The sequence below is a fragment of the Paracoccus chinensis genome (genome assembly GCF_900102885.1).
Taxonomy (GTDB): domain Bacteria; phylum Pseudomonadota; class Alphaproteobacteria; order Rhodobacterales; family Rhodobacteraceae; genus Paracoccus; species Paracoccus chinensis.
The window spans coordinates 1-23752 of record NZ_FNGE01000010.1 but is presented as its reverse complement, the minus strand read 5'-3'; the positions used below and the strand labels follow the sequence as shown (position 1 = coordinate 23752).

The window sequence follows — 23752 nt, the reverse complement described above, 5'->3', positions numbered from 1 at the left end:
TCGAGTCGGCACCGCTGTAGCAGGCGTTGCAGGCGGCGGTAGAGGAGATAGACGCCCAGATGTCCACTTGGCGGCCGGACAGCGACCTGATGCGGCTGAGCGCGGCGCCGGTCGGAACGTGGGTGAGGATGCCCGCGCCTCTGCTGGCCGTGCTGCGGCTGGGGCTGGAGGTCGGCCGCGCCTCGGGCGGCGTCTTCGATATCGGCATGGGCGATGCGGTGGCGGCTTGGGGGTTCGGCCCCGAGTCGGTGGACGCGGATCGGATCGGGTAGGCGCTGGCTGGTTCCCCGCCGGCCTGCACATGAGGTGCTTGAGCGTGACCCTGTCGGTTGTCTTGTCCGGAAGGCAGTCTCCTTGACCCTTGACCTCAATGGCATCGCCAAGGGCTATGGCGTGGACCGGCTGGCTGAGACTCTGCAGCACGCCGGCATCGGTGTGGCGCTGGTCGGTATCGACGGCGAAATGCGTGCCGTCGGTCTCCGTCCGGATGGCGAGCCCTGGGCTGTGACAGTCGAGGCGGCCCATTGCGTGCTGACGCTGCAGGATGCGGCGGTGGCGACCTCGGGCGATTATCGGCACCGGGTCCGGGCAGGGGAGCGGAACCTGTCCCATACCATGCAGCCCCGGAGCGGCACGCCGCTGCTTGCGTTCCCCGCCTCGGTCACCGTGGTGGCGCAAACCTGTGCCGAGGCCGATGTCTTGGCCACCGCACTGATGGTGCTGGGCAAGGCCGAGGGCGCCGCGCTGGCGCGGCGCCGGGGCCTCGATGCGCTGTTCCTGCTGCGCGAGGCAGACGGCATGCATGCTGCCACGACGGGCCGCCTGTTCGATGGAGCAGGCGAAAGATCAGCGTGCCCTCATCCAGGCTCGGGTGCTTCAAGAGCCTTCGGGCATCCGTTCGACAAGCCTGTCACCGGCGCCACGGCCATCAGTGCGCAGTACAAGGATGCGAGGGGTTGCATTCCGCCGTTCTGATGAACCGTACCGGGAACGGGACCCCCCTCTCGAACTGTCCTTGTCCCGGGGGTCACTCGGTTCGGGTTCCACAGTGATGTGTTGCAGCACTTTTGTCGCGCAAGCCTGCGCAGGGCTGATCAGGATCCAGGTGGGCGCGAGGTGCCGGGATCTGGCCGACACGCAGCCCGGCTCAGACAGTCACAACCCAGGCCGTCGCCTGTGGCAGCACATTATTCATGACTGCTTGGAAGGCTGCAACGACGGCAGCGCCGCTGTCGTCCGTCGCTGCCGTCGAACCGGTGAAGCCGTCCGAGGCAATCAGGCTCTGGTCCGAATCGTTCAGCAGGGTCCGCGCCAGGTCCACCCGGGCGACGAGGTTGCCGGCCGGGTAGGCCTCGGCTTGGAAGGCATCGTTGCGGGCCAGCAGCACGTGGTCGGCCACCGGGCCGTTCTCGACCTAGCCGACAAAGCCCATCCGGCCCGGGCCGGAGATCGAGCGGATCAGGAGCAACTGGACCAGCAGCGGTGCCTCGGTGCTCCGGCGAGCGCGGGGAAGATGAGTGATCAAGCGCCGGTCAGGCTTGACGACGACGCGGTCATGACGATCGCCGCGGGGGCCTCGGGGCTGGTCATGACCAGCGTCCACGATGAGCCTTGCCGCCCTGGCGCGCTAAAGGTGGCGTCAGGGCGAAGGTGTCCGGCGCCTTGCCCCTGCCAAGCGCCGACAATGCAGCGCAGCCACTCAGCATCGTCAGTGCGCCCGTCAGGGCCACCGGGCGGGACAGAGGGAGCAGGCTGATCGTCTCATCTCCAATACTCCGCGACGAGGTCGCCGGACAGGAAGCCGGCGGGGTTCTGCTGCAGGCGGCATCATCGACGGTGCGGACAAGGCCATAGACCTAGGCCCTAAGGCGGTGATGGACGACCTAGGTTAGACGCAGTCGCCGCGGGCGCAGCAGCTTCATTGCCAACGCGGCGATTACCTGGCTCAGGAATCCCGTCAGGGCGAGGACAAGTTTGCCGCTTGCAATCGTCGCACGCCCGAGCGCCTCCAGATGATCGGACAGGTACCGCGGCGGAGGTCTTGCCTCGCCTCCCGGTCCCAGATTGCGGCGCACCGTCTCGACAAGCTGCCTCTGTCCGTCGCTGGCGCCCTACAGGATGACCGGGTGGACGAGCGAGCCCAGCCGGCGCTGCAGTTCCAGCAGTAGCCAAGCCCCGACGGTGTCAAGTCGGCGCATCTGGCCGATGTCCATTGCCGAGGCACTTGCGCCATCCCGGATAAGGCGGAAACAGCTTTCAGAACCGGTTCACCGGCAGCTTCAGGTAGACATGGCCGTCGTGCTCGGCCGGGGGCAGGCGGCCACCGCGCAGGTTGATCTGCAGCGCGGCCAGGATACGGTCGGGCAGTGGCAGGGTCGCATCCCGCGCGTCGCGGCGCCGGGTCCAGTCCTCGCGCCGGGTGCCCGCCCTGACGTGCTTGTTCCCGGCCAGATGCTCGGCCACCGTCGCCTCCCACATCGGCTCCTCGCGGGTGTCGGTGCCGTAGTCGTGGCCGACAAAGATGCGCGTCCCGGGCGGCAGGGCAAGGATCGCCTGGATCGAGTCCCAGAGCTGTCCGGTGTTCCCGCCCGGGAAATCGGCGCGCGAGGTGCCGGCATCGGGCTGCATCAGCGTGTCGTGGACAAAGGCCGCATCGCCGCAGACAAAGGTGATCGAGCCCAGCGTGTGGCCGGGCGACAGCATGACCCGCGTCTCAAGCTCGCCGATGCGGAAGGTCTCGCCTTCGGCGAACAGCCGATCGAAGTCCCGCGCGGGATCGAAGACGCCCGGCATGTTGTAGAGCCCCGCCCAGAGGCGGGCGATGTCATGCACCTTCTCGCCGATGGCAGCGGGGGCGCCCGTCCGCTTCTTCAGATGCGCCGAGGCCATGACGTGGTCGGCATGGGGATGGGTGTCGAGCACCCATTCGACCGTCAGCCCGTTCTCGCGCACGAGGTCCAGCACCTGGTCCATGCTTTCGGTGGAAAAGCGATAGTTCTTGGGATCGAAGTTCCAGACCACGTCGATCAGCGCGGCCTTCTTCGTGGCGGGATCGGCGCAGACATACTGGATCGAGCCGGTGTCGGGCTCGTAGATGCCCCAGACATCCGGGCTGCCCGGCCCCGTCGAGGGAGAGTGGCTCACGATAGGTCGCTTCAGCTTGGAGGTGCTCACAAGGTCGCTCCTTCCGTCATAAGGGCGTCGAGGGACTTGATGCGGGTGCCGAGCCAGAGGCCGGCGAGCATCGCGGGCAGGAAGACCAGCGTGCCGGGGGCGAGAAGCGGCAGCGCCGTCCAGGCCGGGCCGGGGCAGAAGCCGCCGATGCCCCAGCCGATGCCGAAAAGCGCCGCGCCGAGGACCAGGGGGCGGTCGATCCGGCTGTTCGTGGGCAGGTCGAAGCGCGCCTCGAGGACGGGGGCGCTGCGGCGCCAGACCAGACGGTAGCCGATGAAGGCGGTAAGGGTCGCGCCGCCCATGACAAAGGCGAGGCTCGGGTCCCATCTGCCGGTGAGATCGAGAAAGTTGAGCACCTTGGCCGGGTCGGCCATGCCCGAGAGGACGAGGCCGAGCCCGAAGACAAGGCCGCTGAGAAAGCCCCATGCGATCCGCATCACACAGTTCCCAGAACGTGACGCAGCACGAAGACCGTCGCAAAGCCCGCCGCCATGAAGGTCACGACCGCAGCCAGCGAGCGGCGCGACAGCCGCGCCAGCCCGCAGACGCCGTGCCCCGAGGTGCAGCCCGAACCCAGCGCCGTGCCAAGACCGACCAGCAGCCCGGCCGCCAGCATCCCGCCAAGGTTCCCCGGCACCGACTGGGCCACCGTGCCGCCTGACAGCATCATCAGCAGCGGCGCCGCGACCAGCCCCAGCAGGAAGGCCACGCGCCAGTCCCGGTCACGCGGCGCCCCGCGCATGGGCACCAGCGCCCCCAAGAACCCGCCGGTGATCCCCGAGATGCCTGCGATACGCCCGAAGAGACCCATCACCATCACCGCGCTGAGACCGATCAGGACCCCGCCCGCAAGCGAGGCCCAGGGCGTGAACTTCGACTGAACCGCCATCTCCATCCGCTTATGCTCCGCTGCGTCCGCTTGCCTTCCCGCCGACAGGCCTGTATATATTAGCGATCTCTACATAAGGCAATGTTAATATTATGGAGATGAAGGCAGCCCTCCCCATCGCCGCCCTGCAGGCGAAGGCGGATCATGTCGCGGGCCGGCTGGCGCTGGTGGCGAATGCCAAGCGCCTGCTGATCCTGTGCGAGCTGGTGCGGGGCGAACGCCCGGTCAGCGCCCTTCAGGCGGCGGTGGGTCTTGGCCAGTCGGCGCTGAGCCAGCATCTCGCGAGGCTGCGCGAGGCGGACATGGTCGACACGCGCCGTGAGGGCCAGACGATCCACTACCGCATCAGCGACCCGGATGTTCAGGTGCTGATGGCCGCGCTCTACGAGGCGTTCTGCAAGGATGAGTAAATCTCTGATTCATCGCTCGTCATGACAGAGGAGGCGCAGCCTTCCTGTCGTCGCATCGCCACATTCGCCCGGGGTTAAGCTTCGAGACAGGGGGCGTCTGCTAACCGCACCCGCCAGCGCTGCTTTCGTGCTGCCGTCGATTGGCCACTGCCGGGTTGTCATGGCGTGGAGCCGACCTTGAGGGCCCTGTCCCGCTGAATGGCAAAGAACTCATGGGCTTCCTCGATCTGGGTCGAGCTTGAAGCGGTGCGTCACCAGCGGACGCGTATCCACGCGCCCCGCAGCGATCGTTTCCATCAGGCGCCGCATGCGCTCCTTCCCGCCGGGGCAGAGCGTTGTAACAATCGTATGGTTACCCAATCCCGCCAGAAAGGGCCCAAGGGAATCGTCAGGTCGCCCGAAGAGACCCCAAGAGAGAAAAGCCTTCCGCCCGGCCTGAGCACCCGAAGCGCGGCCTCGAAGGTTTCCTGCCGCACGAGCGCCTCGATGGCGACATCGACGCTGCGCCCGTCGGTGAGGCGCGTGATCTCGGCCACGGGATCGGCCTGCTTGAAGTCGATCACGTGATCCGCCCCCATGCGGCGCGCCGTCTCCATCCGGGCCGGAACGCTGTCCACGCCGATGATCGTCGTGGCGCCCATGAGGCGCGCGCGCGCCAGTAGTGGCGCAAAGCCGATCGCTCCCGGTGCAAAGACGGTCACCGTGTCGCCGATACGGATCTTTCCGCTCTCCGCCCCCGAAAACCTGGTCGACATGATGTCCGGGCACATCGAGACCTGCTCGTCGGTGAGGCTGTCCGGCACTGGCGCGAGGTTGGCCATCGCATCGAGAACCAGCACGTATTCGGCCTGTGTGCGGTCGATGGTGTTGCCGATCTTCCAACCTCCCATCGGCTTGCAGCCGCGCTTCCTGCCGGGGCCTTCTTGGGCGTGGCAGGCGCATAGCGGCGTGGCTGTGGCCGGAGGTGCAGATGGCCCCGGCGACCACACGCTGGCCTTCCGTGTAGCCCTGGACAGCCGAGCCGAGCTTTTCGATCACGCCCACCGGCTCATGGCCGATGGTCAGCCCCTTGCGACGGGATATTCGCCCTTGAGAATATAGACATCGGTCCCGCAGATTGTGGTTGTCGTGATGCGCACAAGCGCGTTGAGAGGGCCGACATCTGGAACAGGCTTCTCGTCGAGCATGATCCGGCCCGGCTCCACAAGTACGGCGGCTTTGATCCTTGCAGTCATGATCTCGCCCTCTCTGATCGAGGTCGCCTCGGGCAGGCGCTCTTCAAGTAATAAGGGAATGGTTCTGCCGGGCGGACGTTTTCGAATCTTTCTCATCATCGGCAGAAGATTGGCTTTTGCGAGCCGAAAATGCACCCGGATCGCGATCTTGAAGCAGAGTGGCACAGCGCAATCACGTGCGCTTTCGCCGGGTTGATCTGCATCAACCTCGGTCCCGCCATTTCATGTCATATTGCTGTATGTCTGGGCCTGCCCCTTCTGCGCTCCGCAAATGCCACAACCGTTCGGAGGTGCCGACATGACTCACGACCGCGTCGCCTACATGCCCTTGATCACCTATCCCGAAGCGATCGCAGACGATGCCATCCGGGCTGCTGTCGCCTTCGCCGGGTCTCTTGGATGCACACTCAGCGTCACCGCCTTTGCCGTTGACCTGCCACGAGTGTCCTCCGGGCTGGGTGATCTGCTGATTGACATACCGGGCCTTGTCCACTCGGCCGAGGAGAAGAGCCGGGCGGAGTGCCGCCGCCTGGAAAGGTTTGTCCACGAGGCTGCGGCATCGCAGCCTGAGTCCAGAATACACTTCACGACCCGGAAGGTTGAATGGGGTGGTGTGCCAAGTGACGCTGCCACGGAGGCGCGGTATTTCGACCTCTGCCTGCTTCCCTGGTCTGACAAGACCGCCTTGGCACAGGAAGTCGCGGAGGCTGTCGTCTTCGGATCAGGTCGCCCTGCGATCCTGGTGCCGCCTTCGACCAGGTTTTCCAGCCTTGAGCATATCGCGATCGCCTGGGACGGGAGCCGGGTCGCCGCGCGCGCACTCGGCGACGCCCTGCCGCTTCTGGCAGAAGGCGGGCTGATCTCGGTTCTCACGGTGCGAGACGAGAAGCCTCTGAGAGGGCCGGATCTTGCAGATGATCTGGCGTCCTCGCTGGCAAGGCGGGGGTTCAATGCAAAAGCCGTGGAAACCGCCCTCGGCAAGAGGACCATCGCCGAGGCATTGCAGGACACGGCTCTTTCAGCTGGGGCGCAGCTTCTGGCAATGGGAGGGTTCGGTCATTCCCGCGTCCGCGATTTCGTTCTTGGCGGAGCGACACGGGGGATCATGATTCGGTTGCGGGTCCCGGTTCTGCTGTCGCATTGAGAAGGCATTCGCGGGTCTACGGATATTGCGAGAGCGTCAACGCGAAACTTTGCGGCGAACTGCTCGACGGCGAGATCTTCTGCAGCCTCGCCGAGGCAAGGATCGTCATCGAGTGCTGGCGCCAGCACTACAACACCAGACGCCCGCATCCATCCCTGGGCTATCGACCGCCAGCCCCGCAGTGGCCGGCTTAGCCGCCCGGAGCCGCGTTGCCGGCCACCCCGAGCATAGCGCCAAGGCCCCTCATGCACCAAGATCGGAAACGGACCACCTCATCGGGGAAGGCCACAGTCCAGTCGGCACAGCTGCGAATGCAGGTGCAACATGAGCATGCCGTCCTTGTCGAATGTTCAGGGCCGGCACGGATGCCAGGTTACAGCTTCTCCGAAGCCGATACTGAAGGTTGGGGTGCTAACTCCTCCCCATCTGCCCGGTTCCCGACACAAGCGGTTGCGGCGCGTTGAACCGCGCTTCGAACCCGCACTCGCGCCCTGCCGCGGGAGAATGCAGCGTCAGCGATCCACCCGACTGCCTGGCAATGGTGTCGGCGATATGCAGTCCCAAGCCGAAGCCCTGGGCCGCGCCGCCTGCCTTCTGGAAGCGGCGCGTCAGGCCCAGCAGGGTGCGTTCGTCGAGCCGGTCCCCGTCATTGCCGACGCGCAGGACGCCGTCGGCCGACAGCGCGACGGTCACGGGCGATCCCTCGGGCGAGTGCTGGAAGGCATTGTCGACGAGATTGCCCGCCAGGATCGCGAAGGCGTCCGGGTCGATGGGGGACAGGACCGGGCCATCCGGCAGCAACAGCCGCAGCCGGTCAGCCCGGTCCGCGTTGCGGCGGCTGTCGTCAAGGACATGGTCCAGCAGCGCGCGCAGGTCATGCGGCCGCGGCGCCGCGCCAAGGCCCGCATCGACGCGGGCCAACTGCAGCAGGCGGGCGACGAGGTGGCTCATCCGGCTCAGCGCGGCCTCGAGACGGTCGATGCGGTCGAGCGCGGGGTCGGTCGCCTCGGCCCGCAGCCGCTGGGTCTGGGCCAGTGCCACGGCGACGGGGGTGCGCAGTTCGTGCGCGGCGTTGGTGGCGAAGGCGCGCTCGCCGTCCAGGGCCTGGCCCAGGCGCATCATCAGGCCGTTCGTGGTGGCGGTGATCGCGCGCAACTCCTGCGGCTGGCCGGCGGCGTCGATGGGGTCCAGCCGCCCGTCGCCCCGCGCCTCGATCTCTCCGCGCAGCCGGTCCACGGGCCGCAGCGCCGCCCGCGCGATCCGGCCGACAAGGACATAGGCCAGCGGCAGCAGCGCCAGCATCGGCAGAAGAAAGGCCAGCAGGCTTGCGCGATAGGCGTTGCGGCGTTCGTGCAGCGGGTCGCCATAGATCGCGGCCAGACCAGCCGCATTCGGCTCGGTCACATAGAAGGCATGGGTTTCGGTCCGGACATGGCCGGGCCGGGGCGGGCCCTCGGGCAGCGCCGCGCCGGCCGCGCTGGGGGATTGCAGCAGAATCCGGCCGGCGGGATCGACCAGCAGGTAGACCAGCGCCTCGTCGGGGTTGCGGCTGGCCGGGGGCAGGGCGGCGGCGGCACCATCGGCGACCCAGCGTTCGGCCAGCACCGGCAGGAACAGCCGCGCCGTTTCCCGCAGCTGCAGGTCCAGCAGCTCCTCCTGCTCGTGGCGCAGGACCAGCGCCGTCGCGAGCCCCGCCAGCAGCCAGATCACCACGAAGCCCGCGCTGGTCATCAGCGCCAGCCGCCGGGACAGGCTGCCGGGCCGGTTCATCCCTGCCCCATGCGATAGCCGAAGCCGCGCACGGTCTCGACCGCCCTGCGGCCCAGCTTGGCGCGCAGGCGGCTGACATGGGCCTCGATGGCGTTGCTTTCGACCTCCTTGCCGAAGCCGTAGACGGCGTCCTCCAGCTCGGCCTTGCCGACGACCTGGCCGGGGCGGTGGCTCAGGCGGTCGAGGATCGCCCATTCGCGCGGCGTCAGCGTCACGGGCGCCCCGTCCCGCGTCACTGTCCGGGCCGAGGGCGAGATGCAGAGCCCACCGAAGCGCCGCTCGGGCGCGCGGGTGCCGTCGGCGCGGCGCAGGATCGCGTTGATCCGGGCCAGCATCTCGTTCAGGTCATAGGGCTTGACCAGGTAGTCGTCGGCCCCGGCTTCCAGCCCCGCGATACGTTCGGTGATCCGGTCGCGGGCGGTCACGATCAGCACCGGGGTCGCATCGCGGCGGTCGCGCAACCCGCGCAGCAAGGCCAGCCCTTCGCCATCGGGCAGGCGCAGGTCCAGCAGGATCAGCGCATAGGGCATGGCGCGGACGGCTGCCTGCGCCTCGTCCAGCGTGGAGGCGTGATCGACCGCATGGCCGGCCGCGCGCAGGTGGTCCACCACCGCCTGCGCCAAGTCCGCCTCGTCCTCGACCACCAGGATCCGCATCCGGTCCCCCCTTTCGGGTCTTCTACGCCGCCCGTCAGCGATCCGTAAGGTTCGTCGCCCATGGTCAGCCGCAGACAATTCGAGCGATGGAGACGGACATGACAGAGACGTCCCTCTGGATCGGGATCGGGCTCACGGGCCAGCTTCTCTTCACCTCGCGCTTCCTCGTGCAGTGGATCGCCTCGGAGCGCCGGCGCGAAAGCGTGATTCCGGTGGCTTTCTGGTGGTTCAGCCTTGCCGGAGGGGTGACGCTGCTCAGCTATGCCCTGTGGCGACGGGACCCGGTCTTCATCCTGGGGCAGGCAATGGGGCTGGTGGTCTATGCCCGCAACCTCGTCCTGATCCATGCCCGGAACCGCGGGGTGTCGGCGTGACCGATGCATCGGATCGGCGCACGGCGCCTCTTTCCCGGCCCCGCGTGGCGCGGCGCAGCCGTCTGGCTTATGCGGGCGCCCTCGGCCTGCTGGGTTTCGCCGCCGTCGCCCTTGCAGGAGTTCTGTTGCGCCCTGCCTTGCCCGTCGACGAGACGCGCTATCTGGCCGTCGCATGGGAGATGTGGGTGCGCGGCGACTGGCTGGTGCCGACGAAGAACTTCGAGCTTTACGCCCACAAGCCGCCCCTGCTGTTCTGGACGATGAACCTGGCCTGGTCGCTGATCGGGGTGTCCGAGATCGCCGCGCGCCTCGTCGGTCCGGGCTTCGCGGCTCTGTGCCTGCTGCTGACCGGCCGGCTCGCGCGCCGGCTGTGGCCCGAGCGGCCTGGGATCGGCTCGGCCGCGACCCTCGCGCTGGCGGGAACGATGGCCTTCTCGCTTTTCGGCGGGATGACGATGTTCGACGCGGCGCTGTCGGCGGCGACGGTCGGCGGGATGCTGGCCTTGTGGCGCGCGGTCCTTACGGGGCGGCCCCGAGACTGGGCGCTGCTGGGCCTCGCGCTGGCTCTGGGCGGGCTGATCAAGGGGCCGGTGATCCTGATCCACCTGGGACCGGCCCTGGCATTGTCGCCGCTGTGGTCCGGGGGACGGATCACCTGGCGTGCCATGGCGCGGGGCGCAGGCATCGCCATCGGCACCGGGCTGGCGCTGGTCGCCCTGTGGGTGGTGCCCGCCGCCGTCACGGGCGGAGCGGATTACCGCGAGGCAATCCTGTGGACGCAGAGCGCGGGCCGGGTGACCGACGCCTTCGCCCATGCCCAGCCCTGGTGGTTCCTCGCCGCACTGCTGCCAGCGCTGCTGTTTCCTTGGATCGCGGTCCCGGCCGTGTGGCGCGCAGGCGCACAGGCAGACTGGAGCGAGCCGGAACTGCGGCTCTGCCTGGTCTGGGGCGGAACGGCGCTGCTGCTGTTCAGCCTCATCAGCGGCAAGCAGGCGCATTACCTGCTTCCCGAACTGCCCGCCGCCGCGCTGGTCGTCGCGCGGCTGTCGCCCGGGTGCTTCCCGCTGCGGCTGCCTGCGCTGGTCGTCGCTGCAGGGGCGCTCGCCGGGATCGCCGTGGCAGCCGGGCTGGTGCCCTTGGGCCGGGCCGACGCGCTGCTCCACCCTCGCGCGGTAACAGTGGCCGCCTGTCTGCTGGTGCTGGTCGCCTGCCTTGCCGCCCTGCGGTTCCGAGGGCTGGCGGGCGGCGCGGTCCTGACGCTGGGGACGGTCCTGTCGCTGAACCTGCTGGTCGGCTTCACCGCGACCCGCCCGCTTTACGACACTCATCGCATCGCGGGCGTGATCGCGCCGTTCCAGACCGTGGGCATCGCGTTCTACGGCCAGAGCTACCATGCCGAGTTCAACTTTGCCGGTCGCCTGACCGCCCCTGTGGAGACGCCCGCCACGGCCGGGGACCTCGCCGCTTGGCAGGCAGAGCACCCGGCAGGCGTGATTGTCGCGCGGCTGGACCGCGACCATCCCGACTGGCCGCCGCATGAGAACATCCCATTCCGCAACGCCCCCTATGCCGTCTGGCACGCGGCCGACGCCCCCCGACCGGAGAGTTCGCCATGACCGCGCATCCCGACATCAGCGTCGTCATCCCCGCCCGCGACGAGATCGTCGCCCTTGGCCCCCTGGTCGAGGAGATCGCCCAGGCCTTGACCGGCCATGCCTTCGAGGCGATCGTCGTCGACGACGGCTCGACCGACGGCACGCCCCATGCGCTGGCGGCGCTGCAGGCGCGTCATCCCTGGCTGCTGGCGCTGCGCAACGACCGGCCCTGCGGGCAATCGGCCTCGATCCGGCGGGGCGTGCGCGCGGCGCGGGGCGCGCTGATCGTGACGCTGGATGGCGACGGGCAGAACCCGCCTGACCAGATCCCGGCGCTTCTGGCGCCCTTTGCGAGGGCTGGCAGCGCCGCCCTGGGGCTGGTGCAGGGCGAGCGGATCGGGCGCAAGGACACGGCGCTGAAGCGCCTGGCCTCGCGTGCAGCCAATGCGATCCGGCGGGCGCTGCTGCGCGACGGGGTGCGGGACTCGGGATGCGGACTCAAGGCGTTCCGGCGCGAGGCCTACCTGGAATTGCCCTGGTTCGACCACATCCACCGCTTCATGCCGGCGATGATGCTGCGCGAGGGCTGGCGCGTGGAAACCGTCCCCGTCACCCATCGCGAAAGGCAGGGCGGCACGTCAAAATACGGGGTGCTTTCGCGCGGGCTGGTAGGGGTGCCGGACCTCCTCGGCGCAGCCTGGCTGATCCGCCGCGCAGGCCCGCCACGCCATTGGGCGGCCGATGTTGAGCCAGAGCGTGCATCCTCAGCACCCGGTCGTGTTGGGATCACTCGGCAAGAGCCGTTGCGCCCCTGACACGATTTTGGAACTTGGCAGCAATATGCTGATGATATTCAAGCAGAGTGAGCACATGCGTTGTTACCCCTGATCCGCCTGCTGGAGGGCTGGACCTCGCTTCGCCCCGGCTTCAACCTGTATCATCCATAACGGCGCATTCGTTTGCAGACTTCGCGGCTTTTCTAGCAATGGTGCGGAAGGTGGCGGCCCGGATGGGCGCCGGGTGATCCTCTAGTAGCTGTCGAGGTGTTCTGCAGAGTTCCTGCGACCAAGTTTGAACAACCGTTTTGGTGCGCTATTGCAGCCTATGCCGCACTGCCGTCAGTCCGCTTTGCCCGTAATCCGGGCCGCAGCGATCAGCATATGGCCAAAACAATGCACCCGCAACGAACGGCAGATCCGTCCCGCAAGGCAGACGCTGTCTGCTTGGGATGCTGCAACAGACATAAAAGAAGGCTTTGATAGCCGCGCTGCAGCAAGGTTCCCTAGACGAACATCCGATAAGGGCCAATGTAGCCTTTGTTCGAGGCGATCCGATGCGGGCAATTGATGGGGTTGATAAGGTTGATGAGGATAGCGCTTAGGGTCAAAACTCGTTAAGTTTCATAGCCAGAACATGATGGTTGCGGCAAGCGCGGTGGCGGAGAGGAAGCCCTTCAGACATCTGTCGTAACGCGTGACGATGTGACGCCAGTCTTTCAGGCGGCCGGATCGGCCGCCCAGGGCATCGGTGACGGCATGCAGCTTGATGTTCATGCCACCCGTTCTCGGGAAAACAATCTCGTCGATCGTTTTTTGACCCTCGAACTCCGGCCGATCAGTCGGCCGCGCCCCCTTTTTCAACCGCAGGCTGGCCGCCGTCCGGTGCGCCTTGAGGTAGGTGGCATCAATCATGATCTTCTTCGGTTCAGGGTCCGCCGCGGCCAACCCCTTTATGATACGGGCAAAGCCGCCCATATCACCCCACCGCTTCCAACGGTTGTAAAGCGTCTTCGTGGGACCATACGCTCGAGGAGCGTCCTGCCACCATAAACCGTTACGATTGACGAAGATTATGCCACTCGAGCCACACGCCGATTATCAACACGCGGCTTGCCATGGCTCTTCGGAAAGAAGGGCCGTAGCCGCGCCATCTGCTCGTCAGCCAGAAAAGATTGCTCATCGATCAGTCTCCTCGCGGAGGCTGAATCACGCAGCAGCAGGCAAATCAATGCGTCCTGACCCTAGGCAGACTACCTCTCCTTCAACCCAGCCAGAGCTTGGCGGCACGCCATGAAACTGGAGTGCTGGCCGAATTTCTGGCACAATCAAGAGGCGGCCTTTTCGGCGCAACTGCAATGAGCTGGGGGACCGATGGTCAACTATGTCTCGTTCCAAGGCGACACGCTCGATCTGACTCCCTGGGTGGGCGAACATGTCGCCTTGCTGACTCCCCCGGACATGAGCCTTGATCCGGCGGTCGTCTCGGACATGCTGACGGCACTGGATCGGGCTTGGGAGTTCTACCGCTCGATCACCGGGCGCGAGCCGGTTCCGTGGGAGCCGACAACCCATGAGGGGCGCTCGACGATTGCGGTGGTGGACAGTACCTGTGGCGCCGGATGCGGCTATCTCGGTTTTACGGGCATCGAGATCTTGCGGCCGTTCTTCGAGAACGCCTACGCCCAGCTGCGGGGGGAAGGCCGGCACGACCAGATCCTGTTCTATGAACTGGGGCGCAACTTCTGGTTCTATGGCGACGAACTGGGGGCCATGGACGCCTTCGTGACCGGCTTTGCGGTCGTGAACCGTTACCTCTCCATGAACGCGGCGGGGCTCGAAGGGGCGGGCGCGGATTTCGAGTCAGGTCGCCATGCCATCCTGCACGACATGGCGCAGCTCTACCTTTCCGATCCTGACAAGACCGCCCTGGAAGCCCTGAGCACGGCGCCGCCGGACAATCCGCTGGGACTGGGCGCATCGGACGTTGCAGCCGCACTCTTCTACCGCATCCATGAGGATTTCGGCCCGGACGCCTATTCCCGGTTCTGGACGGAAATCGGCGACCGCCCTGCCGCTCTTTCGCCGCAGGACGCGATCGACAACTTCCTGGCAGCCGCCCGGAGCGCAACGGATGTCGATTACGGGGCGCTCTTCAAGGAGGGCTGGGCCTTGTCCGTCGGCGATGCCGGCGACGACGTGATCTCGCTTTGCAGCGGCCCGGACCGCACCGCGGCCTTCGGCTTTGATGGCAACGATCTCGTCCAAGGATCCCGCAAGGGTGATCATGTCTTCGGGGGCGACGGGAGCGACACCCTTTTCGGGCGCGGCGGCAAGGATGTCCTTGTAGGCAGTGCGGGAGACGACGGCCTCTTCGGGGGCAAGGACCAAGACCACCTGTATGGCGGGCCGGGGGATGATTGCCTCCTTGGCGGCCGAGGCTCTGATCAACTGAACGGCGGCGAGGGAGCCGACACATTCGTCTTCGGTTGCGGGCAGAAAAAGGATGTCGACACGATCATCGACTTCACGGAGGAAGATCGGCTGGTGCTGACCGGTGGTGTCAAGGTCGATCGCGTGTCTCCGACCGATCTGGACGGAGACGGGAGCTTGGACACCGTGCTTCACTTGCGGAATGCCGGTGCCGTGCATCTTCTCGGTTTCAGCGGCTGGAATGACGAGTTGTTGCTGGCCTGAATTCTCTCTGGCCCGATCGGCCGTGTACTGCACCAAGGGCCAGAAGCAATATAGACCGCGTACGGCGGTGCGCGCTGTGCGCAAATCAAAAGTAACTCACGGCCGTTTTTGGGTCGTTAGGTTGTGTTGATCAAAGGAATTCACGGCGCGTGTTGCTCGTCAGACGAGGAGGGGGCGTTCCATGAGCGCTTCATCCTGGCTGTCCGCGCCCCGAACGGATGCAAACCATGAACCCTTGCCTCATGCGTGATGGCATTTTCTGGATCGCACAGACGGGCTCACCGTGGCGCGCGCTCCAAGAGCTTACCGTGCTCTTGCCAAGAACTCTGGCCTTTCGACATTAGCTGACCTGAGGTGCCTCAATGCCCCACGTTTGAAGATGAGCTAGGTTTGCTGCGGTCTGCCTATCAGTCCAATGTCGCACAGGCGGTTGCAATGCGGGCCAGCGCTTCCTTCAGCTCAGCTTCCGAGGTGGCGTAGGAGATACGGAAATATCCTGGCAGGCCGAAGGCCGCGCCCGGGACCATCGCGACATTCGCGCTCTCCAGCAGCCAGGCGCAGAAGTCGCGGTCGCTGTCGATGCGCTGGCCCTCGGGCGTGATGCGGCCGAGCAGGCCCTCGCAACTGGCGAAGGTGTAGAAGGCGCCCTCGGGACGGCGGCAGGTGACGCCGGGGATGGCGTTCAGCGCATCCACCACGAGGTTGCGGCGCGCGGCAAAGCTGTCCCGCCGCGCGGGAAGGAAGTCCTGCGGGCCGTCCAGCGCAGCGATCGCTGCCGCCTGCGTGACCGAGGACGGGCAGGACGTGGACTGGCTCTGCACCACCGCCATGCCCGCGATCAGGGGTGCGGGGCCGCCCGCATAGCCCAGCCGCCAGCCGGTCATCGCATAGGCCTTGCTGACGCCGTTCACGGTCAGGCAGCGCGGCTTCAGCGACGGCGCCAGCGCCAGCGGCGTGACGAAGCGGAAATCGTCATAGACGATGTGCTCGTACATGTCGTCCACCATCAGCCAGACATGCGGATGGCGTTCCAGCACCTCGATCAGCGGACGGTAGTCGTCCTCGCCATAGGCGCTGCCGGTGGGGTTCGAGGGAGAGTTGAGCAGCAGCCAGCGCGTGCGGGGCGTGATCGCCGCCTCCAGCGCCTCGGCCGTCAGGCGGAATCCGCTGTCGGCGCCGCAGGGAACGGCGACGGGCGTGCCGCCCGAGATGCGGACGATGTCGAAATAGCTGGTCCAGCAGGGCGTGGGGATGATGACCTCGTCACCCTCGTTCAGGCTGGCCATCATCGCGTTGTACAGGATCTGCTTGGCGCCGGCCGAGGCCGTGACCTCGTCGGCGGCGAAGTCCAGTCCGTTCTCGCGCCGGAACTTGTCCCGGATCGCCCGCTTCAGCTCGGGCGTGCCGTCAAGCGCGGTGTACTTCGTCTCGCCCCGGCGGATGGCCGCAATGGCGGCCTCCTTGATGTGGTCGGGCGTGTCGAAGTCCGGCTCGCCCGCGCCAAGGATGATGACCGGCCGCCCGGCGCACTTGAGCGCCGAGGCCCGGGCCGTGATCTGAAGGATCTCGGACACGCCGAGATCCTCGATCCGCCGCGCCGGGCGGAATGCGGTGGTGGAGATGTCCATCGCCCGACCTCAGATGTCGAACACGACGCCCTGCGCCAGGGGCAGCGCGCGGGAATAATTGATCGTGTTCGTGGCGCGGCGCATGTAGCCCTTCCAGGCGTCCGAGCCGCTTTCGCGTCCGCCGCCGGTTTCCTTCTCGCCGCCGAAGGCGCCGCCGATCTCGGCGCCCGAAGTACCGATGTTGACGTTGGCGATCCCGCAGTCGGACCCGGAAGCCGACAGGAAGGCCTCGGCCTCGCGCAGGTCCAGCGTGAAGATCGACGACGACAGCCCCGCGCCCACCGCGTTGTGCTGCTCGATCACCTGGGCAAAGTCGCTGTACCGCATGACATAGAGGATCGGGGCGAAGGTTTCCTCCAGCACCGGGCCGGTCTGGTCGGGCATCTCGACCAGCGCGGGGCGGGCGTAGAAGGCCGCGTCGGGCGCCACGTCGGTCACGCGCTCGCCGCCATGCACGGTGCCGCCCGCGGCCTTCGCGGCTTCCAGCGCGGCCTGCATCGCGTCGAAGGCCGCGCGGTCCACCAGCGGTCCGACCAGCGCCTGCGTGGTCAGGGGATTGCCGATGGAAACCGACGCATAGGCCTTGATCAGCCGCGGGACGATCTGGTCATAGACGCTGTCATGGACGAACAGGCGGCGCATGGTGGTGCACCGCTGGCCGGCCGTGCCCATGGCGCCGAAGGCGATGGCGCGCAGGGCCATGTCGAGATCCGCCGAGGGGGTGACGATCCCCGCGTTGTTGCCGCCGAGTTCCAGGATCGAGCGCCCGAAGCGTGCCGCGACCTTCGGTCCCACCTGCCGGCCCATGCGGGTCGAGCCGGTGGCCGAGACCAGCGCGACGCGCGGATCGTCCACCAGCGCCTCGCCGACCTCGCGGCCGCCGATGAGGACCTGCGACAGCCCCTCGGGCGCATCACCGAAGCGGGCCAGCGCACGGTTCAGGATCGCCTGCGAGGCAAGGGCGGTCAGAGGGGTCTTCTCGGAGGGTTTCCAGACCACGGGATCGCCGCAGACCAGCGCCAGCGCCGTGTTCCACGACCAGACGGCCACGGGGAAGTTGAAGGCCGAGATGACGCCCACAACCCCCAGCGGATGCCAGGTTTCCATCATCCGGTGGCCGGGGCGCTCGGTCGCGATGGTCAGGCCGTAAAGCTGCCGCGACAGGCCCACGGCGAAGTCGCAGATGTCGATCATCTCCTGCACTTCGCCCAAGCCCTCGGACGGGCTCTTGCCTGCCTCGATCGAAACCAGCCGGCCGAGGTCGGTCTTGGCGGCGCGCAGCTCCTCGCCCAGCAGGCGGACCAGCTCGCCCCGGCGCGGTGCGGGAACCTCGCGCCAGGCGCGGAACGCCTCGGCGGCGCGGCCCACGGCTGCGGCGACAGCCGCGGCGTCATGCTCGGGCAGGGCGGCGGTCTGCTCGCCCGTGACCGGAGAGAAGCTTTTCAGCGTGCCGCCGGTGTAAAGCGCGGGATCGACGCCGAGCCGGTCGAGAACCTCCTGCGTGTCCCTGGCGATGCTGTAGGTCATGTCGTGGAGTTCGTCTTTCATCTTCGGTCCTCGTCGATCTGGTGGCGCGGCCGCGTTCAGGCGGCGCGGCGGGCTTTCAGGCAGGCGTCCAGCGAAGCCTGCTGGATGGCTGCATAATGGGCGAACTCGTCCAGCACCTGGGCGCCGAGATCGGCCTCGAACTTGCGCTGGTTGGGGCTGGCCCGGAACTCCTGCACGGCGCCGTCCCCTAGGTTCGACTGGAAGATGCCGGCCGCCGAGACGGGCAGGAAATCCTCGTAGATAATCGGATCGCAGCGCAGGACGCCTGCGGCCAGTAGCGCCTCGGGGTCGTCGCCCGCGACCTCGCCGCGCCCGGTCGCCGCCCATTCGAAGTAGCCAAGACCCTGCCGGCGGATCTCGGTCCAGTCGTCGGGGAAGGCGGCGAAGACTTCGGCCAGCACCTGCATGTATTCACCCGCGTTCGAGCCCTCGGCAGCGGGCACGATGCGGGTGCGGACCTCGGCCAGCAGCCGGTCGTAAAGCGCGCGTCCCTTGGGCGTCAGCGCGATGCCGCGCGCCTCGATCTCGCCGAAGCGGGCGGTGTGCGACCCGGCCACGGCGGTCTCGCCGGGGAAGCTGACGCTTTCCTGAAGCGCCTTGAACGAGGTCTGGCGCAGCAGGATCGGGCAACGGCGCGGGGGCGGTCCCTCGATGACGGCCTTGGGCTTGATGCCATGCGCGGGCATCCGGTCCTGCACGGCGTCGATGTCCAGCGTGCGCGGCGTCAGGTGGTTGATATGCGGACCCCGGAACGACACCACGTCCGCGATCAGGCGGTGGGCGTCATGCAACCGCTTGTAGAGATCGGCCGACACCAGCGCGTCCGAATGCCAGCGAAAGGTTTCCAGCGCCTCGGCCACGAAGCGGGCCGCGTTGGCTTCGTCCAGCCCGCCCTCGGCCTCGGCCTTCCCGATCAGTTCAAGGCATCCGGGGGTGAATATCTCGCGCCTGGTCAGGATCTGCTCGGCCCGGGCGCGCAGGCCCGCGTCCGCGATCAGGTCCAGCCGCAGCAGCGAGGTGAAGACGCGGAAGGGGTTGGCCCGCAGCGCGGCCTCGCCCACCGGGCGGATGGCGGTGGAGTGGACGGGAACGCCCGCCTCGCTGAGGTCGTAATAGCCAACGGGATACATCCCCATGACCGCGAAAAGGCGCCGGATCGTTGCAAGCTCCTGTGCGGTGCCGACGCGGATGGCCCCGTGCCGTTCTTCCGAGATGCGATCGAGCTGGTCCGTCTCGGCGAGATCGGCGGCGAATTGCGGATCGCGCTCCAGCACCTCGGCATTTACCTGCGCGACCAGCGCCATGAGCGTGCCATAGGCGGGCACTTCCTCGCGGTACATGGCCGACATGGCGGCGGAGAACCGGGCGCGGATGCTGTCCGAGGAAACTTTGCCGGTGCGGGTCACGACATGCCCCTGTGCTTGTCAGAAGGTTGCTTCATCTGCATAGCGCGGCAAGCGGGGCGTGAAACGCGCTGTTTGATACTTGGTTGATGCGAGTCCGGAATGAAGTTGAGCCGCAGCATGATGCCCGACCTGACCGCCCTGCAGGCCTTCGAGGCTGCGGCGCGGCACGGCAGCTTCACCCGCGCCGCCGTCGAGTTGAACCTGACGCAAAGCGCGGTGAGCCGGCAGATCAAGGATCTCGAGGCGCAGCTGGGCGTGGCGCTGTTCCAACGCGTGCGCCAGCGCGTCGTGCTATCCAGTCTGGGCGAGCGCCTGCGCCCCGAAATCGAACGCCTGCTGTCGGATGTCGAGCACCTGACCCTGCGCGCGGCCAGCGCCCGCGACGTGACCGGGCACCTGACCATCGCCACGCTGCCCACCTTCGGCAGCCGCTGGCTGATGCCGCGCCTGCCCGACTTCCTTGCCGCCCATTCGGGAATGCAGGCGACGGTGATCTCGCGTTCGGGCAGCTTCGACCTGACCGAGGCTGGGGTGGATGTCGCCATCCATTACGGCAAGCCGGTCTGGCCGGGGGCAACCTGCAGCTTCCTGTGCACCGAGACGGTGCTGGCCGTCGTCGCGCCGGGGTTGCTTGAGGACGGCGCGACCCTGCCCGGGACGATCCCGCTGCTGCATCTCGACTCCCGGCCGATGCTGTGGCCGCAATGGCTTGCGGCCAACGGCGGGGATATGACCGACGGCTTCCGGGGGCACCGCTTCGACCAGTTCTCGCTGCTGATCGAGGCGGCAACGGCCGGGATGGGCGCCGCCCTGCTGCCCAGCTACCTGATCGAGCGCGAGGTCGCCCAGGGCGACCTGAAGGTCGTCGCGGGCGAGCCGCTGGATACCGACCAGGGCTATTGGATCGTCGTGGCCGAGGAACGCAGTTCGGACCCCCTGCCGCAAGGCTTCACCGCATGGATCACCCGGCAGGTCGGGCAGGGCGCACCGAGTGCGAACGGCTGACCGGCCGCGTCTCAGATCCGCGCGTCGGCCAGGTGAACCACCTGCGCCCCGGCCTCGTACCAAGCCGAGCGCATCCCCGCGAAGCGGATTGGCCGGGGCGCGGTCGGTTGCAGCGGCAGATCGGCGTCCGTCTGCTCGCCCCGCAGCCAGGCGGCCATGAAGCGGCCGAAGGCCGTGCCCGGCGCGATGCCGCGCCCGTTGTAGCCGCAGAAGCTGAAGACGCCCTCGTCCAGCCTGTGAAAGCGCGGAAGGTTGTCGCGGGTCATGCCAATGGTGCCATACCATTCCGCCTCGAACTCGACCGAGGCGATCTGCGGGTAGATCCGCCGCAGCGCGCGCCGCGCCCAAGCCCGGTGGACGGCCGTCCCGGTGTTCCGCAGTGCCCCGACCGAGCCGAAGACGAGGCGGTTCTGCCGGTCGAAGCGGAAGGAGGACAGGACCTCCTTGGTGTCCCAGACACCTTGGCGTGCGGGCAGGATGCTGCGGACGACCTCGTCGGGCAAGGGGCGGGTGGCAAAGTTGAAGTAGGGCAGGAAGACCTGCTGCCGGCAGATGTCCTGCATCAGGTGGCGGGTATAGGCATCGGTGGCAAAGACCACGCGCGGCGCCCGCGCGCTGCCCTGCGGCGTCACCAGCCGCCAGCCCGCGCCGTCACGCTGAAGGTTGGTCACGGGCGAAGAGGTGAAGATGCGCGCGCCGTTGCCGATGGCGGCCCGAGCAAGGCCCCGCGCATAGGCGAGCGGCTGAATGGTGCCCGCCCTGCGGTCCAGCAGCGCCCCCGCATAGGCGGTGGTTCCCATAATCGCCGCCGTCGCCTCGCGGTCGAGCAGCTCGACCGGGGCGCCGCGGCTGCGCCACTGGCGCTCGCGCTCGGCCAGTTCCGCAAGCCCGGCCTTGCCGACGCCCGCGTGAAGGGTGCCGACATGGTTCGCCTCGCAGTCGATGTCGTAGCGGTGCACGATGTCCCAGACATGGGACGGCCCCTCGCCCAGGAAGTCGATCAGCCGGTTGCCGTGCTCCGGCCCCAGCGTGCGGACCAGTTCCTCGGGCATCACCCACATGCCCGCGTTGACCAGCCCCACGTTGCGCCCGGCGCCGCCGAAGCCGATCTCGACCGCCTCCAGCACCACGGCGTCCACGCCCTTCTCGGCCAAGTGCAGCGCCGTCGAAAGGCCGGTGTAGCCCGCGCCGACAATGACCACGTCGGCGGAAACATCCTGGTCGAGCATGCGGGTGGCGGGCGCAGCAGGGGCGGTTCTTTCCCAGAGGCCGTGAGAGCGGGGATCGTTGAGCATGTGTGCCTCGGCAGCAGGTGAGCAGTGTTTTCTGGGCAGTCGATGATCGTCATCGGCCACCGCGCGTTCCAGGGCCAGCGAGCGTTCCTCACGACCTGTTGCGCATTTGGAATGAAGTCCGCGTAGGGCAGGGGCCTTGTCGCTGCGGTATCCAAGGCGCCACGGAAGGGCCACCTTTGCAAAGGCAAACGCTGGCGTCCTGAGCAAGCTGCACTGAGGACATTCAAGACAGGTCGGGCTGGCGATAGATGAGGCCGTGCGGCTGGCGGACATCATCAGCCAACTCAACAGCACGACCGACCAGTCGCAGCGCAACCAGCTGATGGTGGATCTGGTCACGATCCTCAACGACGCGGTGCGCAGCGGCTAGGACGTGAATGCTGAACTGGCCAAGCCAGCCGGGGAGGCAGCACGCGCCGGGCTTGCCATCTAGGAGATCGGCGCCGCGGCCTCCAGCAGCGCTTTTGACAGGGCCGCGCTGGCTGATGAGGTGGACTACCTGCGAGACGCTGCAGGGGGCGTGTCGGCGCTCCAAGGCGCCATCAACGCGCTGTCCGTCGGCAACGTCGGGCCCGCGGCGCAGTCGGCGGCGCTGAAGGCAGGCAACTCTGCAGCGGACGCGGCCATCGCGGGGAAGGTGGCCGAGCGACAGGCGGAACTGCAAACGACCTTCAACCCGAATGACGGGAACATCACCGGACTGCAGCGTGAACTCTCGCAGTATGAGCAAACCCTGCGGGAAGAAGCGCGCCTGACAGCCGCGATTGCGGCCCTTCTTCGAGAGTATCGAGCGCGACGCCATCGCCCTGCAGCGCCAGATCGAACTGCTGGGCAAGTCCGGCGAGGAGGCCGCGACTGCCCGCTGGGAACTGCTGGACGAGGCCAAGAAGCGCAGCCTTCCAGTCAACAAGACGCTGAACGCCCAGATCGAGGCGCAGGCGGCGCAGATCGGGCACCTAACCGGCGAGCTGGAGCGGGCCGAGTTCAGCCAGCGGCGATTCGATGACGCCATCAACCGCATCGCCAGCGCTATGTCTGGGGCGCTGCTGCAGGGCGAGAGCCTGCGCGAGGGGCTTGCCAACGTTTTCCAGGGCATCGCGGCCGACATCCTGAACAGCGGAATCCGTGACGCGCTGCAGTCCGTGTTCAGCCCTCAAGACGGGAACGCTGGCGGGTTCGGCGCCATGCTGTCCAACATCTTGACGGCTTCCGTGCGGCCAGTAGGCCGGTTGATCCTGGGCACGCCTATGTCGTGGACGAGACGGGACCAGAGATCATCGTCTCCCGGCTCGGCAGGGCGGTGATCCCGAACTACAAGCTGAGCGGTGGCATGAGCGGCGCCACCTTCAACATCAACGTAAGTGGCACCGGCAACGCCGAGGTGATTGCGGCAGCGCAGGAGGGGATGAACCGGGCGCTCAAGCAGTATGACGCGACGCTGCCAAACCGGGTCGATGCCATCCAGCGGGATTGGCTGAAGCGGTATAGTTGAGCGCTGTTGCCGCTGCGGGTCAGGGCAGGGCTCGTGCGATCAGTCTCCCGAACCAACCAAGCAGGGCAACCGAAGCCCCTGCAGCACGTTCCCCCTGTCTGCGCAGCAATCCTGGCGTGCGTCTCGTAGGAGGAAGCCAATGGCAGAAAATCAGCAGCCGTCCGGTCAGAAGAAAGATCAGAAGGACGACGAGCAGCGGCAACGCGGTGGACCGGGCAGCAACCCCCGACCAAGGCCGTCCTGATCAGGCCCAGAGCGACGAGATCCGGCGCAACGGCAGCGACAGCAATCGCGGCGGCAAAAGCTGAGGGCCCGGCTCAACCAGATGAGTTCAGGCGGCGCGCCCTCTCGCCGCCCTTTATGTGTCCACTTAACCTTCTTTCCGTGTTATTCAGGGAAGGGAGGATCAGGGCATGGGACGCACATCCACCACGGCGGAGCCGCAGAAGCGTGACGCGGGCACGAAGCTGGCGCAGCAGCGTCTGAGCGTGCTGGAACTGGCAAAGGAACTGGGGAACGTCGCCGAGGCCTGTCGGCAGCGCGGCCTGGATCGGACCAGCTTTTACGAATGGAAGCGGCGGTTCCAGACGCAGGGCTTCGAGGGGCTGAAGGACCTGCCACCGATCCACAAGAGCCACCCGCAAACCACGCCGCCGGA

24 protein-coding genes and 2 pseudogenes are annotated in these 23752 nt (G+C 67.2%); 13 read left to right on the top strand and 13 right to left on the bottom strand.

Going from position 1 to position 23752, the window contains the following annotated elements:
* The first annotated feature begins 59 nt into the window (after nt 1-59).
* The gene (locus BLQ03_RS19185) at nt 60-272 is read left to right on the top strand and encodes an FAD:protein FMN transferase (RefSeq protein ID WP_425415735.1); all 213 of its coding nucleotides are present in this window, start codon (nt 60-62) and stop codon (nt 270-272) included.
* A gap of 82 nt (nt 273-354) precedes the next feature.
* Nucleotides 355-975: an FAD:protein FMN transferase gene (locus BLQ03_RS19180; RefSeq protein WP_425415734.1), complete on the top strand. Its 621-nt coding sequence runs from the start codon at nt 355-357 to the stop codon at nt 973-975.
* A gap of 172 nt (nt 976-1147) precedes the next feature.
* On the opposite strand, the gene BLQ03_RS11425 is transcribed toward BLQ03_RS19180, so the two are convergent.
* From BLQ03_RS11425 to BLQ03_RS11410, 4 genes are all read right to left on the bottom strand, one after another.
* Nucleotides 1148-1399, bottom strand: coding sequence for a hypothetical protein (locus tag BLQ03_RS11425; protein ID WP_090756170.1), 252 nt, complete (start codon nt 1397-1399; stop codon nt 1148-1150).
* An 857-nt stretch (nt 1400-2256) separates the two neighbouring features.
* Nucleotides 2257-3174, bottom strand: a complete 918-nt coding sequence (locus BLQ03_RS11420) for an MBL fold metallo-hydrolase (RefSeq protein ID WP_175558853.1) — start codon at nt 3172-3174, stop codon at nt 2257-2259.
* Nucleotides 3171-3611 carry a DUF6691 family protein gene (locus BLQ03_RS11415; protein WP_090756168.1) on the bottom strand — a complete coding sequence of 147 codons (441 nt, stop codon included), beginning with the start codon at nt 3609-3611 and terminating at the stop codon, nt 3171-3173. Before BLQ03_RS11415 ends, BLQ03_RS11420 begins: the two co-directional genes overlap by 4 nt.
* Nucleotides 3611-4111, bottom strand: a complete 501-nt coding sequence (locus BLQ03_RS11410) for a YeeE/YedE family protein (RefSeq protein ID WP_281201003.1) — start codon at nt 4109-4111, stop codon at nt 3611-3613. Before BLQ03_RS11410 ends, BLQ03_RS11415 begins: the two co-directional genes overlap by 1 nt.
* A gap of 50 nt (nt 4112-4161) precedes the next feature.
* On the opposite strand from BLQ03_RS11410, the gene BLQ03_RS11405 reads away from it, so the two are divergent.
* Nucleotides 4162-4473: an ArsR/SmtB family transcription factor gene (locus BLQ03_RS11405; RefSeq protein ID WP_090756341.1), complete on the top strand. Its 312-nt coding sequence runs from the start codon at nt 4162-4164 to the stop codon at nt 4471-4473.
* Nucleotides 4474-4769: 296 nt separating this feature from the next.
* On the opposite strand, the gene BLQ03_RS18610 is transcribed toward BLQ03_RS11405, so the two are convergent.
* Nucleotides 4770-5363, bottom strand: a complete 594-nt coding sequence (locus BLQ03_RS18610) for a zinc-binding dehydrogenase (protein ID WP_217629713.1) — start codon at nt 5361-5363, stop codon at nt 4770-4772.
* Between the two features lie 171 nt (nt 5364-5534).
* On the bottom strand, nt 5535-5873 hold the full coding sequence (locus BLQ03_RS18600) for a hypothetical protein (RefSeq protein ID WP_217629712.1): 339 nt from the start codon (nt 5871-5873) through the stop codon (nt 5535-5537).
* Nucleotides 5874-6006: 133 nt separating this feature from the next.
* Here BLQ03_RS18600 and BLQ03_RS11395 point away from each other — a divergent pair, with 133 nt between their 5' ends.
* Together BLQ03_RS11395 and BLQ03_RS11390 are read left to right on the top strand one after the other, a co-directional pair.
* Nucleotides 6007-6852 (top strand): universal stress protein, encoded by an 846-nt coding sequence (locus BLQ03_RS11395; RefSeq protein ID WP_090756163.1) that lies wholly within the window; start codon nt 6007-6009, stop codon nt 6850-6852.
* A gap of 20 nt (nt 6853-6872) precedes the next feature.
* Nucleotides 6873-7046, top strand: a pseudogene (locus tag BLQ03_RS11390) (integrase core domain-containing protein); the annotation flags it as partial.
* 217 nt (nt 7047-7263) lie between these two features.
* On the opposite strand, the gene BLQ03_RS11385 reads toward BLQ03_RS11390, so the two are convergent.
* Both BLQ03_RS11385 and BLQ03_RS11380 read right to left on the bottom strand, forming a co-directional pair.
* Complete coding sequence (locus tag BLQ03_RS11385) at nt 7264-8622, bottom strand: sensor histidine kinase (protein ID WP_090756161.1); 1359 nt, start codon at nt 8620-8622, stop codon at nt 7264-7266.
* Nucleotides 8619-9278 (bottom strand): response regulator transcription factor, encoded by a 660-nt coding sequence (locus BLQ03_RS11380; RefSeq protein WP_090756159.1) that lies wholly within the window; start codon nt 9276-9278, stop codon nt 8619-8621. Before BLQ03_RS11380 ends, BLQ03_RS11385 begins: the two co-directional genes overlap by 4 nt.
* Before the next feature lie 98 nt (nt 9279-9376).
* Between BLQ03_RS11380 and BLQ03_RS11375 the strand changes: the two genes are divergently transcribed.
* Genes BLQ03_RS11375 through BLQ03_RS11365 form a run of 3 tightly spaced genes read left to right on the top strand, consistent with a single transcriptional unit; the run spans nt 9377 to nt 12062 of the window.
* On the top strand, nt 9377-9652 hold the full coding sequence (locus tag BLQ03_RS11375; RefSeq protein ID WP_090756340.1) for a lipid-A-disaccharide synthase N-terminal domain-containing protein: 276 nt from the start codon (nt 9377-9379) through the stop codon (nt 9650-9652).
* Complete coding sequence (locus BLQ03_RS11370) at nt 9649-11268, top strand: ArnT family glycosyltransferase (RefSeq protein WP_090756156.1); 1620 nt, start codon at nt 9649-9651, stop codon at nt 11266-11268. The genes BLQ03_RS11375 and BLQ03_RS11370 overlap by 4 nt, the downstream gene beginning before the upstream one ends.
* The gene (locus BLQ03_RS11365; protein WP_090756154.1) at nt 11265-12062 is read left to right on the top strand and encodes a glycosyltransferase family 2 protein; all 798 of its coding nucleotides are present in this window, start codon (nt 11265-11267) and stop codon (nt 12060-12062) included. Before BLQ03_RS11370 ends, BLQ03_RS11365 begins: the two co-directional genes overlap by 4 nt.
* 585 nt (nt 12063-12647) lie before the next feature.
* Here the strand turns inward: BLQ03_RS11365 and BLQ03_RS11360 are convergent.
* A pseudogene (locus BLQ03_RS11360) lies at nt 12648-13210 on the bottom strand (transposase).
* Between the two features lie 187 nt (nt 13211-13397).
* Here BLQ03_RS11360 and BLQ03_RS11355 point away from each other — a divergent pair.
* Nucleotides 13398-14720, top strand: a complete 1323-nt coding sequence (locus BLQ03_RS11355) for a calcium-binding protein (RefSeq protein WP_090756152.1) — start codon at nt 13398-13400, stop codon at nt 14718-14720.
* 407 nt (nt 14721-15127) lie between these two features.
* Here the strand turns inward: BLQ03_RS11355 and BLQ03_RS11350 are convergent, their stop codons facing one another.
* Genes BLQ03_RS11350 through hglS form a run of 3 tightly spaced genes read right to left on the bottom strand, consistent with a single transcriptional unit; the run spans nt 15128 to nt 19302 of the window.
* Nucleotides 15128-16348 carry a pyridoxal phosphate-dependent aminotransferase gene (locus tag BLQ03_RS11350; RefSeq protein WP_090756150.1) on the bottom strand — a complete coding sequence of 407 codons (1221 nt, stop codon included), beginning with the start codon at nt 16346-16348 and terminating at the stop codon, nt 15128-15130.
* A gap of 9 nt (nt 16349-16357) precedes the next feature.
* A complete protein-coding gene (gene amaB / locus BLQ03_RS11345; RefSeq protein ID WP_425415733.1) occupies nt 16358-17896 on the bottom strand; it encodes an L-piperidine-6-carboxylate dehydrogenase in 1539 nt (512 codons plus the stop codon).
* Between the two features lie 35 nt (nt 17897-17931).
* Nucleotides 17932-19302 carry a 2-oxoadipate dioxygenase/decarboxylase HglS gene (gene hglS / locus BLQ03_RS11340; protein ID WP_245688852.1) on the bottom strand — a complete coding sequence of 457 codons (1371 nt, stop codon included), beginning with the start codon at nt 19300-19302 and terminating at the stop codon, nt 17932-17934.
* Between the two features lie 105 nt (nt 19303-19407).
* Between hglS and BLQ03_RS11335 the strand changes: the two genes are divergently transcribed.
* Entirely contained in the window at nt 19408-20307 is a 900-nt protein-coding gene (locus tag BLQ03_RS11335) for a LysR substrate-binding domain-containing protein (RefSeq protein ID WP_217629710.1), read from the top strand.
* An 11-nt stretch (nt 20308-20318) separates the two neighbouring features.
* Here the strand turns inward: BLQ03_RS11335 and BLQ03_RS11330 are convergent, their stop codons facing one another.
* Nucleotides 20319-21602 (bottom strand): NAD(P)/FAD-dependent oxidoreductase, encoded by a 1284-nt coding sequence (locus tag BLQ03_RS11330; protein ID WP_090756141.1) that lies wholly within the window; start codon nt 21600-21602, stop codon nt 20319-20321.
* A 764-nt stretch (nt 21603-22366) separates the two neighbouring features.
* Here BLQ03_RS11330 and BLQ03_RS11325 point away from each other — a divergent pair.
* From BLQ03_RS11325 to BLQ03_RS11315, 3 genes are all read left to right on the top strand, one after another.
* Entirely contained in the window at nt 22367-22906 is a 540-nt protein-coding gene (locus BLQ03_RS11325; protein WP_090756138.1) for a hypothetical protein, read from the top strand.
* A gap of 26 nt (nt 22907-22932) precedes the next feature.
* On the top strand, nt 22933-23094 hold the full coding sequence (locus BLQ03_RS11320; protein WP_217629709.1) for a hypothetical protein: 162 nt from the start codon (nt 22933-22935) through the stop codon (nt 23092-23094).
* 413 nt (nt 23095-23507) lie between these two features.
* A partial coding sequence (locus tag BLQ03_RS11315; RefSeq protein WP_139166722.1) for a helix-turn-helix domain-containing protein occupies nt 23508-23752 on the top strand: 245 nt, incomplete at its 3' end.